This is a genomic window from Allobosea sp., from assembly GCF_017308015.1.
In the GTDB taxonomy this organism is placed as follows: Bacteria; Pseudomonadota; Alphaproteobacteria; order Rhizobiales; family Beijerinckiaceae; genus Allobosea.
The window spans coordinates 1-14,303 of sequence record NZ_JAFKFW010000017.1 but is presented as its reverse complement, the minus strand read 5'-3'; the positions used below and the strand labels follow the sequence as shown (position 1 = coordinate 14,303).

General features: G+C 63.5%; 19 protein-coding genes and 2 tRNA genes. 14 read left to right on the top strand and 7 right to left on the bottom strand.

All coding sequences use genetic code 11. The features are described 5' to 3' along the window. Nucleotides 1-537: 537 nt before the first annotated feature. The gene (locus tag J0I42_RS14905; RefSeq protein WP_291655839.1) at nt 538-1,125 is read left to right on the top strand and encodes a LexA family protein; all 588 of its coding nucleotides are present in this window, start codon (nt 538-540) and stop codon (nt 1,123-1,125) included. A 98-nt stretch (nt 1,126-1,223) separates the two neighbouring features. After that, nucleotides 1,224-2,450, top strand: a complete 1,227-nt coding sequence (locus tag J0I42_RS14900) for a P-loop NTPase family protein (RefSeq protein WP_291655838.1) — start codon at nt 1,224-1,226, stop codon at nt 2,448-2,450. Nucleotides 2,451-2,482: 32 nt separating this feature from the next. Here J0I42_RS14900 and J0I42_RS14895 read toward each other — a convergent pair whose 3' ends face one another. Further along, a complete protein-coding gene (locus J0I42_RS14895; RefSeq protein ID WP_291655837.1) occupies nt 2,483-2,788 on the bottom strand; it encodes a hypothetical protein in 306 nt (101 codons plus the stop codon). Beyond that, on the bottom strand, nt 2,785-3,024 hold the full coding sequence (locus tag J0I42_RS14890) for a hypothetical protein (RefSeq protein WP_291655836.1): 240 nt from the start codon (nt 3,022-3,024) through the stop codon (nt 2,785-2,787). The genes J0I42_RS14895 and J0I42_RS14890 overlap by 4 nt, the downstream gene beginning before the upstream one ends. A gap of 492 nt (nt 3,025-3,516) precedes the next feature. Here J0I42_RS14890 and J0I42_RS14885 point away from each other — a divergent pair, with 492 nt between their 5' ends. The 11 genes from J0I42_RS14885 to J0I42_RS14835 all read left to right on the top strand — a co-directional run bounded on the left by J0I42_RS14885 (nt 3,517) and on the right by J0I42_RS14835 (nt 9,291). Then, a complete protein-coding gene (locus J0I42_RS14885) occupies nt 3,517-3,759 on the top strand; it encodes a hypothetical protein (RefSeq protein ID WP_291655835.1) in 243 nt (80 codons plus the stop codon). Beyond that, a complete protein-coding gene (locus J0I42_RS14880) occupies nt 3,756-3,893 on the top strand; it encodes a hypothetical protein (protein WP_291655834.1) in 138 nt (45 codons plus the stop codon). The genes J0I42_RS14885 and J0I42_RS14880 overlap by 4 nt, the downstream gene beginning before the upstream one ends. After that, nucleotides 3,890-4,201 carry a hypothetical protein gene (locus J0I42_RS14875; protein ID WP_291655833.1) on the top strand — a complete coding sequence of 104 codons (312 nt, stop codon included), beginning with the start codon at nt 3,890-3,892 and terminating at the stop codon, nt 4,199-4,201. The genes J0I42_RS14880 and J0I42_RS14875 overlap by 4 nt, the downstream gene beginning before the upstream one ends. Then, nucleotides 4,191-4,382 carry a hypothetical protein gene (locus tag J0I42_RS14870; protein ID WP_291655832.1) on the top strand — a complete coding sequence of 64 codons (192 nt, stop codon included), beginning with the start codon at nt 4,191-4,193 and terminating at the stop codon, nt 4,380-4,382. Before J0I42_RS14875 ends, J0I42_RS14870 begins: the two co-directional genes overlap by 11 nt. Then, nucleotides 4,357-5,478, top strand: coding sequence for a hypothetical protein (locus tag J0I42_RS14865; RefSeq protein WP_291655831.1), 1,122 nt, complete (start codon nt 4,357-4,359; stop codon nt 5,476-5,478). The genes J0I42_RS14870 and J0I42_RS14865 overlap by 26 nt, the downstream gene beginning before the upstream one ends. A 208-nt stretch (nt 5,479-5,686) precedes the next feature. Next, nucleotides 5,687-6,757 (top strand): hypothetical protein, encoded by a 1,071-nt coding sequence (locus tag J0I42_RS14860; protein WP_291655830.1) that lies wholly within the window; start codon nt 5,687-5,689, stop codon nt 6,755-6,757. Nucleotides 6,758-6,760: 3 nt separating this feature from the next. Beyond that, the gene (locus tag J0I42_RS14855; protein WP_291655829.1) at nt 6,761-7,198 is read left to right on the top strand and encodes a hypothetical protein; all 438 of its coding nucleotides are present in this window, start codon (nt 6,761-6,763) and stop codon (nt 7,196-7,198) included. Next, nucleotides 7,195-7,566 carry an HNH endonuclease gene (locus J0I42_RS14850; protein WP_291655828.1) on the top strand — a complete coding sequence of 124 codons (372 nt, stop codon included), beginning with the start codon at nt 7,195-7,197 and terminating at the stop codon, nt 7,564-7,566. Before J0I42_RS14855 ends, J0I42_RS14850 begins: the two co-directional genes overlap by 4 nt. After that, entirely contained in the window at nt 7,563-7,739 is a 177-nt protein-coding gene (locus J0I42_RS14845) for a hypothetical protein (RefSeq protein WP_291655827.1), read from the top strand. Before J0I42_RS14850 ends, J0I42_RS14845 begins: the two co-directional genes overlap by 4 nt. 2 nt (nt 7,740-7,741) lie before the next feature. Continuing rightward, nucleotides 7,742-8,035, top strand: a complete 294-nt coding sequence (locus J0I42_RS14840) for a hypothetical protein (protein ID WP_291655826.1) — start codon at nt 7,742-7,744, stop codon at nt 8,033-8,035. Further along, on the top strand, nt 8,032-9,291 hold the full coding sequence (locus J0I42_RS14835) for a hypothetical protein (RefSeq protein WP_291655825.1): 1,260 nt from the start codon (nt 8,032-8,034) through the stop codon (nt 9,289-9,291). Before J0I42_RS14840 ends, J0I42_RS14835 begins: the two co-directional genes overlap by 4 nt. A gap of 70 nt (nt 9,292-9,361) precedes the next feature. Here the strand turns inward: J0I42_RS14835 and J0I42_RS14830 are convergent. Continuing rightward, nucleotides 9,362-9,438 (bottom strand) — tRNA-Asp (locus J0I42_RS14830). Between the two features lie 115 nt (nt 9,439-9,553). Then, nucleotides 9,554-10,012: a hypothetical protein gene (locus J0I42_RS14825; protein WP_291655824.1), complete on the bottom strand. Its 459-nt coding sequence runs from the start codon at nt 10,010-10,012 to the stop codon at nt 9,554-9,556. Nucleotides 10,013-10,125: 113 nt separating this feature from the next. On the opposite strand from J0I42_RS14825, the gene J0I42_RS14820 reads away from it, so the two are divergent. After that, a tRNA-Val gene (locus J0I42_RS14820) sits at nt 10,126-10,201 on the top strand. Nucleotides 10,202-10,267: 66 nt separating this feature from the next. On the opposite strand, the gene J0I42_RS14815 is transcribed toward J0I42_RS14820, so the two are convergent. From J0I42_RS14815 to clpX, 3 genes are all read right to left on the bottom strand, one after another. Further along, complete coding sequence (locus J0I42_RS14815) at nt 10,268-10,480, bottom strand: hypothetical protein (RefSeq protein ID WP_291655823.1); 213 nt, start codon at nt 10,478-10,480, stop codon at nt 10,268-10,270. A 141-nt stretch (nt 10,481-10,621) separates the two neighbouring features. Continuing rightward, entirely contained in the window at nt 10,622-13,048 is a 2,427-nt protein-coding gene (gene lon / locus J0I42_RS14810; RefSeq protein WP_291655822.1) for an endopeptidase La, read from the bottom strand. Nucleotides 13,049-13,406: 358 nt separating this feature from the next. Next, nucleotides 13,407-14,303: ATP-dependent Clp protease ATP-binding subunit ClpX (gene clpX, locus J0I42_RS14805; protein WP_291655821.1), on the bottom strand; the 897-nt coding region annotated here is incomplete at its 5' end.

Here is a 14,303-nt window from a genome sequence, read left to right as displayed (position 1 = left end):
TGTTCAGAAAGACATCCATCAGGCCGCCTCCTCCGCCGTATGCGGCCGCGTCACATCGGCCGGCCATTGCGCGCCGTTCGGCCAATTCGATGAGAGCCAGGACATTCCGCGCGCGACGCGCCGGGCGCCCATATCTCCACCTTCGCGAAGGTGTTTGAGCCGCGTCCCCTCCCCGAAAACGAGCGTTGAAACCCTCGATTCCGAGAGCTGTCGGGCCTCTGCGAAGGCGCTGACCACGGCGAGGAGTTCATCAATCGCGTTCATGCGCAAGGACATGGGGCTATTTTTAGCTCGCTGTCAAGGCTATTCTTAGCCCGCGCTTTTAGCTCGCTTGCGGGCTAATTTTGGCTCATGGCTACTGAGACTGGAAAGACACCGGGCACACTGATCGAACGCATCGATCAACGGCTTGCTGCGACCGGGAAGAGCGCAAAAGGAGCCTCGCGCGACGCCGGCCAGAGCGAGAGCTTCATCAAGAACATCCGGCTCGGAGCCTCCAAGTCACCTCGCACAGATGGGCTTAAAGCTCTCGCTCGCGTGCTCGGCACAACGGTAGATTGGCTCACGGAGGGTCTTGGGCCCGAAGTCGCTTCAACTGACAATGCCCTGAACGCCCCCACCGTTTCGACCGTCACGCCCGTTGACCTGGGCGATCTCGTCCCGGTCAAGATCGCAGGCAAGGTGAAAGCCGGCGAGTTCATCGCCATCGAGGACCTTGGCGACTGGGAAGAGCCCGAGGAGTTCCTCGACACGCGCGACCCGCGCTTCCCTCATGCTCGCCACCTCGGGTTCGAGGTCGAAGGGGACAGCATGAACGCCCTGAAGCCGCGGCCGATTCAGGACGGTGACCGGCTTTCCGCCCTCGCCTACGAGGACATCGCCGACCGCTACCCGCTGCGCGATGGCATGATCGTGGTCGTCGAGCGCACTCGGCATGGCGGCCACGAGCGCGAATGGTCGGTGAAGCAGCTCGAAATTTACGAGGACCGGATGGAGCTCCATCCTCGGTCCACCAATCCGCGTTACAAGCCGATCATCATCAAGCGGGACAGCCTGGCCGATGACGGCGTGACGGTCGAGATCATCGCGATCGTTCGACGGCTGGTGGCGGAGTTCAACCTATGACGGCAACCGGCGAGGCCACCGAACATCTGGTGCGATGAGCGCGGCACGCGCGGCGCAGAAAATGAGGGCGTCGCGCACGGCGCGCAGAGAGGGACAATATGCTGGGCGGCAAACATCGTGACCAAGTCTTCGTCGCTGGCGGACAGCCAACGGTCACATATGTCGATAGGCAGGAAGCGCATGTTGAGCGGAATTTGGCGCGAGCAATCGCAACTCCGAACCAAATCGTCTCACTTGCAGGGCCGACAAAAACTGGAAAGACCGTTCTCTGCCATAAGGTCCTAGCGAACCGAGAGTTCGTCTGGATCGACGGTGGACGCGTGAAAACCGTTGAGAGCCTTTGGTCTGACATTATCGGAGAGTTGCGCCTCCCAGTCGAACAGACAGCGACAGAGGAAGTTGCGCATAGCGGCGAAGCGGGCGTAAACGCTGTCGTAGTTTCAGCGAAAGGATCGCGGCTTCAGAAGAATTCGGTCGCGAAAAAGACGATCACGAGCATGTCTGATGCAATCGATACGATGATCCAGGCCGGAATCATCCTCGTGATCGACGATTTTCACTACCTTGAAGAAGACACTCGCGTATCATTCTTGCGGAACATCAAGGGCGCGGTCTTCAGTGGCCTTAAGGTACTACTCCTCTCAGTCACACACCGCGCCTTCGATGCGATCCGCTCGGAGAGCGAACTGACTGGCAGGTTCATTTCGGTGACTCTGCCAAACTGGTCGGATTCAGAATTGCTCCAAATCCCAGAGCGTGGGTTCTACGAGCTTGGAGCGGACTGCCCCTCGTCCATCACAGCGAGACTGGCAGAAGAATCGCAGGCGAGCCCTTTCCTCATGCAAAAATTCTGCTGGGAAATCTGTTTCGATTCCGACATCGAAAGATCGAACCTCCTTTCCCGCCACAAAATACCGGGCGATTTCGGCCTCGATGAGATGTTTGAGCGGCTGGCAAAGGACGCTGGCCTCCCCATCTATCAGAAGCTAGTCGCCGGCCCTCAAAGCCGGAAGATCCGGACAAAACGCCCACTAGCGCGCGGTGGCCAAGCGGACATCTACGAAGCGACGCTTCTAGCTATTGCGGAAACGGGTCCGAAGCAGAACATTTCGTACGATGAATTGCGCGTGACGATGAATACGCTTCTGACGGACATGATGCCTCAGAAGCACGAGATCACGTCGGCGTTGAAGCATCTTTCCAGCATTTCGATGAGGGGAGGCGCGTCAGCGGCTATCGATTGGGACGAGGACAATCGAGCTATCAACATTGTCGATCCCTACCTCCGCTTTTACTTGCGCTGGCAAGTCCGCGGCCGAACCTAACGCCCACCGCTACCGCGCCGGGTTTTTATTTGTCACGACTGCCCCATCGCTCCGCAGTCAAAACTGCGGAGCGCAGCTTCGATCTCGCGCAACCTTATATCAGACGGCGGCGACGCATACATGCCGCGCCCGCCCTCGCCTGCCTCGCCCAGGATCGGGATTACAACCGGGCTTGCATCGAGAGCGATATCGGTGATCGCAAACGTGAGATCGGGAAAGACCTCACGCAGCCGCGCCTTGGTATGCTCTTTGTCAGCGGTCCAGGCTCGCACCTGACCGGCCGGCGGGAACAGGCTGAACTCCGTCGCCTCGGGCAATCCCTTGCACCAGTCCTTCATGCCAGCACCTCCTCGCATTTCCACACAGTGACGGCGATCAGCCGGCCGATGAAGCTATCGCAGCCATCACATTGCGCGCGGACATTCTGCAGGAAGGCGCTGTCGAGCAGCTCCTCGACGTCATAGGGCGCATCATCCACGTCAGGGACGTCGAGGCGCTTGAACACGTTCCGCTGGCAGTTGGTGCAGCGATAGTGGAGCTTGAAGCTCGCACGAATTCCGACATCTTCCGGCATGACCTGATACTCCGAACTCTGTTGATGATGCCCTGTCGCAGCAGCCTCTTTGTTCTGCTTGCGTTCTCATTTGAGCCATGCCGGCAGGAGAGAGTCGATACGCGACCTGGCGACTGCTGACTCCCGGAGTCAGTAAGATGTCAGGGCGAGATATTTTTAGCTCTTTGCCCTTGACGAGCTATTTTTAGCCCTGCATACTCCCCCCATCAACTAACCGATGGGGACCGAAATGGGGACGCCGCCACCATTCACAGCGAGGCAGCTAGGGCGCGCGGCGCGTGCGTTCGTGGCCGGCGCTCTAGAAGGCTTCGACCCCCGTCTATGCGACGGGATCGAGGTGCCAGCGCCATCGGGTAACGACAGCGACAGCCGGTGCGCTCAAGCGATGCCAGCGGTCGGCGAGATCGACCGAAACCGCCGCCTATCGGCTTATGGCCGATGCTCAGAACTGGCGGCCCGCAGTGCCGGCCTTCGCCGCGCGAGGGCAGCGTGATGACCGCGCCGCTCGTCGATTTCAACTACTGGATCACGGCGGCGCGTGAGGACCTGCAGCGTCGCCGGAACTTCCGTTCGACTACTGCGCAGGCGGATTACCTGCGGCTCGCAACCACCAGCCTCTCCCGCGCCCTCTCTGCAGCGAACCGCCTTAGGGACGCCCGCCGCCGCAGCCTGTGCATGCGCGCGCTGAACTGGGTGCGTACCGACCTCAACCAGATCACGAGGAGCGCAGCATGATCCGCCGTGTCTTTGTGCCCGCGCCCACGCCTGCATGGCGCTTCGACAGTGTCGGCGACGTGTTTGCAACGGTCGTCCTATTCTCGTTGATCCTGCTCGTCGGCTTCGGCTCCTGCTGGGAACACCTGCCATGAGCCCGCATGCCAAGGCTGCGTGCGACCGCGTCATTGCGATGATGGGCCGGCTGCTCCTGTTGGATCCTGCCGTCGACATCAGCGATGCCGCTGCCTGCAAAGAGCGCTGGCGCCAAGAGCGTGTCGCTCACATCGCGATCCAGGAATTCGGCGGAGAGGCCAAGGCCTACGCCCAGACAGAGCTTCACCAGTTTGCCGGAGGCGCGGGGCGGAACTTCAGCCCCCATGCCATATCCGTTTCGATGACCGAGCACCGCGATGGTGTCCGCGTCTCCGGCAACCCCACTGGAGGCCGTGATGCAGCCTGAGCCTCTGTTTCAGTCGTTCGATGCTGGCTGGGTTTTCTTCGGCATCGCGATGCTCAAGATCACCGTCTGGCTGCTCATCGACATTCGACGCACCGGCATCCCGGTCCACGACGATGACGAATGGGATGTCGAGCCGCGGCGGCACGATCCCGAAGGTGAAGCCAGGCGCCGGCCATTCTGATGCCAGCGGCGCGCAAAGACGGAACCGTCCAACGTCACTACGCAACGGTCCTCGCGCGCCTCGCCCTCGAACAACAGGCCCGCGCAGCCGGGCTCCAGATCACCAAATGGCGAGACGGCAAGCCAGTCGTTCGCCTCCCCACGAGGAAGAAGCCATGAGCGCCGCACTGAAAGAGGACTTCAGCTACTGGAAGGCTCAGTTGGCCGGCCAGAACCCGGACCTGGAAGACAAGCTCCCTCGCTGCGGCTGCTACCGGTACCGCGGCGATCCGGTTCTGATCCGCGTCGTCGACGGGACGATGTTCGCGTGGATCGGTCGCAAGGGGCAGCAGAGCCGCAGGCACGCTGATGCCTCCTTCGCCGAAACCACCTTCTCGTTCTTCTGCCGCGACGCGATCTCGTCCGATCTCTACGACGCCGTCGCCAATCGCAACGAGCCGTGGCCTGAGGAGATCGAGAGCCTGGACGAGGCTCGCTCCAATTTTCCCAGCGACCCGTTCGAAGCGCTGATCGCAGAGCTCGAACTGATCGAGATGAAGATCACCGAGTTCTTCAAGACGCCGGTCGAGCCCGGCGACGATGTCCGCGCGCTGCAAGCCGACAAGTGGAAGGAGCGGGCTCGCGATCTCTCCGGCAAGATCGAGGAGATGCGTGTCGCGGCGAAGAAGCCGGTCGATCAGCAGGCCAAGGATATCCAGAAGAAGTTCGTGCCGCCGCGCGACCGGGCTGATGCCTTGGTCTCGAAGGTCAATACCGGCATGTCCGCCTATTCGCTGGCGAAGAAGCGAGCCGTCGAGGCACAGGAAGCCGCCGAGCGCGATGCGCGAGCTAAGGCTGCTGCTGCAATGGGCGAAGCCGCTCCGGTGGAACAGGCACCGGTGCGCGGCCGCAGTAAGGTCGCGACCGGCAGCACGACGGTCCGCACTCGGAAGGTTGCCGTCATCAACGACCTGCCGGCTGCCGCCGCCTTCTACGCCGCTCTTCCCGAACCCCCGCAGCAGTTCGTGGCGGTCATCAAGCAGATGGCCGAGCAGAACCTGAAGACGGGCGTCGCCGTGCCCGGCTGCGAGCTGAAAACCCTCGAATACGTCGCTTGAGAGGCCAATATGAACGCGCTCGCTCCCATCCGAGATAATCCCCGTCCAGCCCGTCAGATCGTGGAGGATGTGATCCCCATCCTCGACACGGCTCGCTTCGAGCACATGCAGCGCATTGCCACTATCATGGCGAACGCCAGCCTCGTGCCGGAGGCCCTGCGCACCTATAAGGATGGCGACAAGCTCGCCGCTTCCCTTCGAAGCTATCATGGCGAACTGCTTCCTGGTCGTGAACCAGGCGACCCGCTGGGGCATGGATCCGTTCGGCGTCGCCCAGTGCCTTTCGATCGTGAAGGGCAAGTTCTGCTACGAGGGCAAGCTTGTCGCCGCCGTACTGGATGCGAAGCTCGGCGTTTCTCTGAAGTACACCTACAACGACAAGGCGGGCGACGCGCTTGCAGTCGTTGTTTCCGGGGTGGTCGACGGAGAAGAGAAGACCATAGAAGGCTCGGTCGGCGCCTGGAAGACCACCGGCCCCAACTCTCCGTGGACGTCGCAGCAGAACCATCGGCGACAATTGGCTTATCGCGGCGCGCGAGAGTGGGCACGCATCCACAAGCCCGCCCTGATGCTCGGCGCCTACACCGACGACGAAATCGACGACCTTCAGGAAGTCGCTCGCTCCAACCGTGCTCGCGACATTTCGCCTCCGCCGCCTCCGCCCATGGAGATCGCCGCGGAACCTTCCCCAGAATCCGCTCCTGCTTCCTCCTCCCAGCAGGTAGCAGACGCCGCCGGCGCATCCGCATCGATCCCCCAGCCCGACGATGCGCCGGCGGCACCTTCCGATGACGCGATCGACCCCGAGGCCGAACTTGCGAGCCTCGACGAGAAGCTCGGCTTCGCCGCCAACTCGGACGACGTCGAGGCCTGGTATGCCGAGACGGATATCGAGGCGGTCCTCGCGGACTTCACCGGCTTCGTTGAGCGTGCCCGCGAGATTCGCGATCGCCATGTCGCCAGAACCGCACGCCAGTCCGATGCCGCGCGTGCGGCTCCGGCCTCTGATGAAGCTGGTGACGATGCCCCACCACCGCCGGCTGATGAAAGCGCAAGCGCCAGCGAGCCTTTCGACCTGAACGGCTGGCAGTCCTGTGAAACCCAAGAGGAGTATGTCCAGTTTGCCGAGCGGCTGATCGACCACGCGAGGGGCGCGGACAACTACTCGCTCGTCGAGGACTTCTGGAAAGCCAGCCAGCCCGTCCGCGCGAAGGTCGTCCCGGTCAACGAGCGCAACAAGCTGAACGACCGCCTCAGCGCACGCTGGAACAAGGCCTGAGCCATGCAGCGCGGTGATGAAATCCTCGCGCGTTGGGACGGCCGGGCACTCGTCGCCGTCGGCGGCCGGGACCGAGACGCCATCTCACAGTTCCCGGCCGAAACCGTATTCTCACTGCGCAAGTGGGAGCCCGGCACGCAGGGGGCGCGAGCATTCATCTCCGTCTTCCTGAAGGTGTTCGCCGAAGCGCATCCCGATCAGACCATGACCGATCAGAAGCTGAAGGCGAGCCTGAAGGCGACGCACCACTGGATCGACGGCGTCGTGTTCGACGACACCAGCAGCGAGGCAAAGTTCAAGTCGGTCGGCAAGATGAGCCGGGACGAGCTCGCCCTCTTCACCGAGCAGGCGAAGGACCTGGCCGCGGAGCTCGGGCTCGACGTCGCCGCCCTTGAGGCTGAGACGGCTGAGCGGTTGAAGCCACGGAGGGCACGCGGATGACTTCGCGATCTGTCCCCGAGTGGATCGGCAAGACGCCCGACGCGAAGATCCCGCCCCGCGTGCGTCTCCGCGTCTTCGAGCGCTTCAACGGCATTTGCTACCTGTCGGGGCGCAAGATCGCTGCCGGCGAGCCGTGGGAGTGCGACCACGTCGTCGCGCTCGTGAACGGCGGGGAGCATCGCGAAAGCAATCTTGCCCCCGCACTACGCGACAAGCACCGCCAGAAAACAGCCGAGGACGTGGCTGAGAAGTCGACCGTACGCCGGCAGGCCCTGGCCCACCGCGGCATTCGCAAGCGCTCGTCCTTCCCCTGCAGCAAGGACAGCCCGTTCAAGAAGAAGCTGGATGGGAGCGTCGTCAGGCGATGAGCAAGTTCAAGCCGCGCACCTCGGACTGGCGCAATCACCTGATAGCCGCCGAGCGCGAGACGGTCGATGGCGCCGATGCGGCCCAAGTCGAGTGGAAGCGTCTGCGGGCGGTGCGCGCCGAGATTGCGAGCCGGGCAGCGCTGCGGGCCAAAGCCACCTTGGAGAGGGCATAGCCATGCTCGCCGCCCCGCAGCCCTCTCAGGTCCGCTACACGGTCGATCCTCGCGACGTGCCGCCGATCAAGGCTGCGCGGCGCCTCCACCTGACACTTTCCGAGTTCGAGCGCATCCTTCCACGACTGCTCCAGCGCGGTTTCCCAAGGCCAGATCCGGACACGGGAAACTACGACCTGAAGGCTGTCGATCAATGGATGGATACCCGCTCGAGCTTGACCCACGCGAATCAGCCGCGCGATGCTCAAGGGGCGATATCCGAGCGCCTGGCCCAGATGCGGGACCGGCGCCGATGAACTCCTTCGAGCACATCATGGGCAAAGACTCGATCCGGCACCTGATCTTCATGAGGAACAGGTGGCGCTACAAGCCGTCGCATCTGATGAAGCCGCACGGCTTCAACTTCCTGACGCTGGGGCCCGGCATCGTCGTCGGCAACCGCAACGTGCCTTCGCCAGAGGATCAGCAGCGCGCGATCGAGCTCAATGCCGAGTGGGATCGCGTTCGGCTTGGGATCGTCGATGCAGCGAAGCCGAAATATCCGCCCGGCTCCGTTGGCGAAGCTTACCTGCGCGTCATTGGCCTCCGCACGGCCGACCGGGCCAAGGCCGGTAAGCAGCACAACAAGGACCAAGCTACGCGCGACGACTGGCCGAGGGCGTGGCGCTGGATCGAACCGTATTTCGGGGTATCGGACCCGAAGGAGATCGAGCCCGAGGACTTCCTCGCCATCGACAGCAAGACGCAGAAGCCGATCGGCCTCGTCGTCGAGGTCGAGGAATCGGTTTCCATCTCCGAGCGGCATCGCGTCATCAAGGTGTGGCGCGCGCTCTGGAAGAAGATGGCGGCGATGAACTACTGCGCGCTCGACGCCGATCCGTCGCTGACCTTTGCCAACCGGGCTCCCGACGCGCGGCAGGATATCTGGACCGAGGGAGAGGTCGTCAGGCTCTGCAAGCGGGCGTGGCGCATGGGCTACAAGGGCCTCGCCGCCTGCATGGCGACGGCATGGGACAGCCAGCTCTCGCCGATCGATCTCCGATCTCTCACGACGGGCCAGCGAGCGGACGATGTCCAAGGAGCGATCTTTTCGCTCGCTCGGACGAAGACGGGCCGGGCCGCCGCGGCATCGCTCGGCAGGCGCGCGACCTGGGCGCTCGATGCCTATATCGCGAGCCTCGCATTCGAGCTTCTGCCGAACGTACCGATCTTCCGGACGCGTGGAAGCGGGACAACGAAAAAGGGCGGGAAGCCGCAGCCGCCCGCCCCGTACACCAAGAATAAGCTCGCCGAGGATTTCCGGACGATTCGCATCGCAGAGTTCGGCAAGGCCGAGGACCGCAAGCTTTCCGACATGCGTCGCTCAGGCACCGTCGAAGCGACGGCCGGCGGCGCTGATGCGCAAGCGGTTTCGACAAAGATGGCCAACACCCTCGCCGCATCGACCCGGCTTCAGAAGACCTACAACCCGGTCAACCTGGCAACGGTGCGGGAAGTGGATGCTATCAGGAGAGAGGGCCGGGCCAAGCTACGCGCGAACAAAACGCGATAGAATTTGTAACAGTGCCGGCTGGGAATTTGTAACGGAGGTTCGCAGACTATGGGTAAGTCTTTGATTTTAATGGCGCGGGCGACGGGGCTCGAACCCGCGACCTCCGGCGTGACAGGCCGGCACTCTAACCAACTGAGCTACGCCCGCGCTGGGCGGCTGGGGCATTCGCCGTCAGCGACGTGGTGAGTATTGCCCCCGGCCGGAAGTGTCAAGCGAGTGTCGCCGGCAAAATCACATCTGGGGACAATTATCCTCGGACGGCTCAACGCTCGCCCGCGCCCTGCTCGCCTTCCGGCGATGCCAGACAGGGATCGAGCAGCACATGACGCGCGTCCTGACGGTTATATCCGCCGCGCAGAACCGCCTTATCGCCGGGTTTCAGGTCACCGGCGCCATAGGTCACGCACAATACCCGGACACCCGGATCGGCGCAGACCGCGACATACCAGAGCGTGCCATCCGTCCGCAGGAAGCTCACCGTTCCCGCGATCGCCATGTCGACGCGCGAATCGGCGGGAAGCGAGCCAGGAAGCTGAGCGCCGATGGATCCGCAGCTCGCCGGTTTGCCCGGCTGTTCCGGGTGCGAGAAGGCCGGGCGGTCGACGAAGAAGGAATCGGGCAGGAGCGACTGAGCGGAGGCCAGCCCGGCAGCGAGGACCGGTCCGAGGCTCAGGCCCGTACGCAGGACATAACCGGGGCGGGTCGAGCGGCGCGTCTCCATGCTTCGCAGGGTGACGACGAAGATGGCGGAATTCGGCCGCCTGAATGCGTTTGCGGGAGATCGCCCCGGCGACGCTTGCGATGCGGCGACCAAAGCCTTAAACGCGACCGCGAGGGCGGTTAGCTCAGTTGGTAGAGCATCTCGTTTACACCGAGAGGGTCGGCGGTTCGAGCCCGTCACCGCCCACCATGATCCGGGACATTGACAAGTAGTCCGCCACGCGCGGCGCGAGCGGGCGCGCTCCTTCAGCCCCTGTCACGACTGCCGCTGCGCACGCCGTCTGGCCGCAGCCTCAAGCCTGGCGATTCGGCGGATCGCTTCCTCGACACTGTCGGCATCGATCAGTTCGAGGGGGTTCAGCGGATGTGCTGCCTGCGCCAGTGCCTGCCGCACCAGCGGCGGGAGACTATCGAAAGCCACCCAGCGATCCACCGTCACCCCGCGCCTTGAAGAGCGTCGCAGCTTCATCGCTCCCTGAACAAGGTTTGCCTTGGAGTGAAGTGGATTCAAGATGGTTGCGAGCAGGCTCTGCCGCAATGCCCCGCGTTGCGCACGAACGAAAGCCGCCGGCACTTACGCGCCGGCGGCTCGTTACTTCAGGGCCCGAGGTCAGTGGGCGACGACCCCCGCCGCATCATCGTCCCCGCCCTTGGGCAGCGGAGCCTTGAGATCCTCCTCCCAGACGATCGGAACCGGCTGGCGGGTCAGCGCATGCTGGAGCACCTGCTCCATGCGCGCGACCGGAATGATCTCCATGCCGTCCTTCACCGACTTGGGAAGGTCGATCAGGTCCTTGGCGTTCTCCTCGGGGATGAGCACCTTCTTGATGCCTCCCCGCAGCGCCGCCAGGAGCTTCTCCTTCAGGCCGCCGATCGGCAGCACCCTGCCCCGCAGCGTGACCTCGCCAGTCATCGCGACGTCACGATGGGTGGGGATACCGGTCAGAATCGAGACGATAGTGGTCGCCATCGCGATGCCTGCGGACGGCCCGTCCTTCGGGGTCGCGCCCTCGGGAACGTGGACGTGGATATCGCGCCGGTCGAAGAGCGGCGGCTCGATGCCGAAATCGACGGCCCGGGAGCGGACATAGGAGGCCGCCGCCGAAATCGATTCCTTCATCACGTCGCGCAGGTTCCCGGTGACGGTCATGCGGCCCTTGCCGGGCACCATGACGCCCTCGATCGTCAGCAATTCGCCGCCGACCTCGGTCCAGGCCAGACCCGTGACGACACCGACCTGATCCTCCGTCTCCGCCATGCCGTAGCGATAGCGCGGCGGACCGAGATACTCTTCCAGCAGCGGCTCGTTGACGACGACCTTCTCCTTCTTGCCGAGCACGATGTCCTTCACCCCCTTGCGGACCGTGTTGGAAAGCTCGCGCTCGAGATTCCGGACGCCGGCCTCGCGGGTATAGCGCCGGACAAGGGTCTGCAGCGCCTCGTCGGTGATCGACCATTCCTTGCCGTTGAGCCCGTGCTTCTTGATCGCGTTCGGGATCAGGTGCTTGCGCGAGATCTCGGTCTTCTCTTCCTCCGTATAGCCGGCGATGCGGATCACCTCCATCCGGTCCAGGAGGGCCGGCGGGATGTTCAGCGTGTTAGCCGTCGTCACGAACATCACGTTCGACAGGTCGTAATCGACCTCGAGGTAATGGTCGTTGAAGGTCGCGTTCTGCTCGGGGTCGAGCACCTCCAGCAGGGCCGCCGACGGATCGCCGCGGAAGTCCTGGCCCATCTTGTCGATCTCGTCGAGCAGGATGAGCGGGTTCGAGGTCTTGGCCTTCTTCATCGACTGGATGATCTTGCCGGGCATCGAGCCGATATAGGTGCGGCGGTGACCGCGAATCTCGGCCTCGTCACGCACGCCACCGAGCGACATGCGCACGAACTCGCGGCCAGTCGCCTTGGCGATCGACTTGCCGAGCGAGGTCTTGCCGACGCCCGGAGGGCCGACGAGGCACAGGATCGGGCCGGCGAGCTTGTTGGCGCGCTGCTGCACGGCGAGATATTCGACGATGCGGTCCTTGACCTTGTCGAGACCGAAGTGATCGTCGTCTAGGATCGCCTGGGCGGCGTTGAGATCCTTCTTGATCTTCGAGCGCTTGCCCCACGGAATACCGAGCATCCAGTCGAGATAATTGCGCACCACGGTCGCTTCCGCGGACATCGGCGACATCTGGCGCAGCTTCTTCAGCTCGGCCGTCGCCTTGTCGCGGGCTTCCTTGGTCAGCTTGGTCTGAGCAATCCGCTCTTCCAGCTCGGCCAGTTCGTCGCGGCCTTCGTCGCCGTCGCCCAGCTCCTTCTGGATCGCCTTCATCTGCTCGTTGAGATAGTATTCCCGCTGGGTCTTCTCCATCTGGCGCTTGACGCGCGAGCGGATGCGCTTCTCGACCTGGAGCACGGACATCTCGCTTTCCATCAGCGAGAGCACCTTCTCGAGGCGATGGGCGACGTTGGTGATCTCCAGCACGCCCTGACGATCGGCGATCTTGACCGCGAGATGCGAGGCGACGGTGTCGGCGAGCTTGGCCGGCTCGTCGATCTGCGTGACGGCAGCGACGATCTCGCCCGAGATCTTCTTGTTGAGCTTCACATAGCTCTCGAACTCGCTGACGACCGAACGGGCGAGCGCCTCGACCTCGACCTTCTTGCCCTCTTCCTCGGCAAGGCCCGTGGCCTCTGCCTCGTAGAAGGAATCGGACGCGGAATAGGACGAGGCCTTGGCGCGGCCGACGCCCTCGACCAGCACCTTCACGGTGGAGTCGGGCAGCTTCAGCAGCTGCAGCACGCGGGCGAGCGTGCCGATCTCGTAAATCTCGTTGGGCTGCGGGTCATCGTCGCCGGCGTTCTTCTGGGTCGCCAGCAGGATGAGCCCGTCCGTCTTCACCACTTCCTCAAGCGCGCGGATGGACTTCTCGCGGCCGACGAAGAGCGGGACGATCATATGGGGGAAAACGACGATGTCGCGCAAAGGCAGAACCGGGTAGGTGCCGGTCTCGCCTGTGACGAAAGGAGCGCGGGGCGTCGAGCCAGTCATGGCAGTTCCTTTGCAGTTGCGCCCGGCGGACCCCCGAGATGGGCGGAGCGATCGGACGTGTGCGGCCAAGGCGACCATTCGCCTCTCCGCCCTCGCGCATCGCACCCTCGACAGGCATGCGACTCTCGCAAGTGCACCTAAAGTGGAGACTTCCTCGCCGGCTTTCAAGCGAGGTATCCGGTCCATGCACCGCTGTCCTGCAGCAGACCAAGGACGGATACCGCGACATCCGGCGGTTCAATCTCGCGCAGGGCTGTCGCGATCCGAAACCACGGCCAGCCCCTGCCATCTCACTATGCACCTCAAACGCAAAACGCGCGCCAAAGGCGCGCGTCCTGTTGTCGCAATACGGGAGAAATCAGGAGGCCGAGGCGGTCTTGGTCTCGTCCTCGCGCTCCGCATAGATGAAGAGCGGGCGCGCCTTGTTCTCGACAGCCTCGGGGCCGATCACGACCTGCTCGACGCCTTCGAGGCCGGGCAGTTCGTACATGGTCTCCAGCAGGATGCCTTCCATGATCGAACGCAGGCCGCGCGCGCCGGTCTTCCGCTCGATCGCCTTGCGGGCGATCAGGCTGACGGCCTCGTCGGTGAAGGTGAGCTGGGTGTCCTCCATCTCGAACAGGCGCTGATACTGCTTGACCAGCGCGTTCTTCGGCTCGGTCAGAATGGTCTTCAGCGCCGGCTCGTCGAGGTCCTCCAGCGTCGCCAGGACCGGCAGGCGGCCGACGAATTCCGGGATCAGGCCGAATTTCAGCAGATCCTCGGGCTCGACCTGGCGGAATATCTGGCCGATGCGGCGATCATCCGGGGCCTCGACCTTGGCGCCGAAGCCGATCGAGGTGCCCTTGCCGCGGCTCGAGATGATCTTGTCGAGACCGGCGAAAGCGCCACCGCAGATGAACAGGATGTTCGTCGTGTCGACCTGCAGGAATTCCTGCTGCGGATGCTTGCGCCCGCCCTGCGGCGGCACGGAGGCGACGGTGCCTTCCATGATCTTGAGCAGCGCCTGCTGAACGCCCTCGCCCGAGACGTCGCGGGTGATCGAGGGATTGTCCGACTTGCGGCTGATCTTGTCGATCTCGTCGATATAGACAATGCCACGCTGCGCCCGCTCGACATTGTAGTCGGAGGCCTGGAGCAGCTTGAGGATGATGTTCTCGACATCCTCGCCGACATAGCCGGCCTCGGTCAGCGTCGTCGCGTCGGCCATGGTGAAGGGCACGTCGAGGATGCGGGCCAGCGTCTGCGCGAGCAG

What these genes read in the sequence shown, in the direction of transcription:
- lon (WP_291655822.1), bottom strand. Translation starts at nt 13,048, where the DNA reads ATGACTGGCTCGACGCCCCGCGCTCCTTTCGTCACAGGCGAGACCGGC.
- J0I42_RS14885 (WP_291655835.1), top strand. Translation starts at nt 3,517, where the DNA reads ATGACCGCGCCGCTCGTCGATTTCAACTACTGGATCACGGCGGCGCGT.
- J0I42_RS14825 (WP_291655824.1), bottom strand. Translation starts at nt 10,012, where the DNA reads ATGGAGACGCGCCGCTCGACCCGCCCCGGTTATGTCCTGCGTACGGGC.
- J0I42_RS14815 (WP_291655823.1), bottom strand. Translation starts at nt 10,480, where the DNA reads ATGAAGCTGCGACGCTCTTCAAGGCGCGGGGTGACGGTGGATCGCTGG.
- J0I42_RS14875 (WP_291655833.1), top strand. Translation starts at nt 3,890, where the DNA reads ATGAGCCCGCATGCCAAGGCTGCGTGCGACCGCGTCATTGCGATGATG.
- J0I42_RS14860 (WP_291655830.1), top strand. Translation starts at nt 5,687, where the DNA reads ATGGCGAACTGCTTCCTGGTCGTGAACCAGGCGACCCGCTGGGGCATG.
- J0I42_RS14880 (WP_291655834.1), top strand. Translation starts at nt 3,756, where the DNA reads ATGATCCGCCGTGTCTTTGTGCCCGCGCCCACGCCTGCATGGCGCTTC.
- J0I42_RS14845 (WP_291655827.1), top strand. Translation starts at nt 7,563, where the DNA reads ATGAGCAAGTTCAAGCCGCGCACCTCGGACTGGCGCAATCACCTGATA.
- J0I42_RS14900 (WP_291655838.1), top strand. Translation starts at nt 1,224, where the DNA reads ATGCTGGGCGGCAAACATCGTGACCAAGTCTTCGTCGCTGGCGGACAG.
- J0I42_RS14895 (WP_291655837.1), bottom strand. Translation starts at nt 2,788, where the DNA reads ATGAAGGACTGGTGCAAGGGATTGCCCGAGGCGACGGAGTTCAGCCTG.
- J0I42_RS14840 (WP_291655826.1), top strand. Translation starts at nt 7,742, where the DNA reads ATGCTCGCCGCCCCGCAGCCCTCTCAGGTCCGCTACACGGTCGATCCT.
- J0I42_RS14850 (WP_291655828.1), top strand. Translation starts at nt 7,195, where the DNA reads ATGACTTCGCGATCTGTCCCCGAGTGGATCGGCAAGACGCCCGACGCG.
- J0I42_RS14870 (WP_291655832.1), top strand. Translation starts at nt 4,191, where the DNA reads ATGCAGCCTGAGCCTCTGTTTCAGTCGTTCGATGCTGGCTGGGTTTTC.
- J0I42_RS14855 (WP_291655829.1), top strand. Translation starts at nt 6,761, where the DNA reads ATGCAGCGCGGTGATGAAATCCTCGCGCGTTGGGACGGCCGGGCACTC.
- J0I42_RS14890 (WP_291655836.1), bottom strand. Translation starts at nt 3,024, where the DNA reads ATGCCGGAAGATGTCGGAATTCGTGCGAGCTTCAAGCTCCACTATCGC.
- J0I42_RS14835 (WP_291655825.1), top strand. Translation starts at nt 8,032, where the DNA reads ATGAACTCCTTCGAGCACATCATGGGCAAAGACTCGATCCGGCACCTG.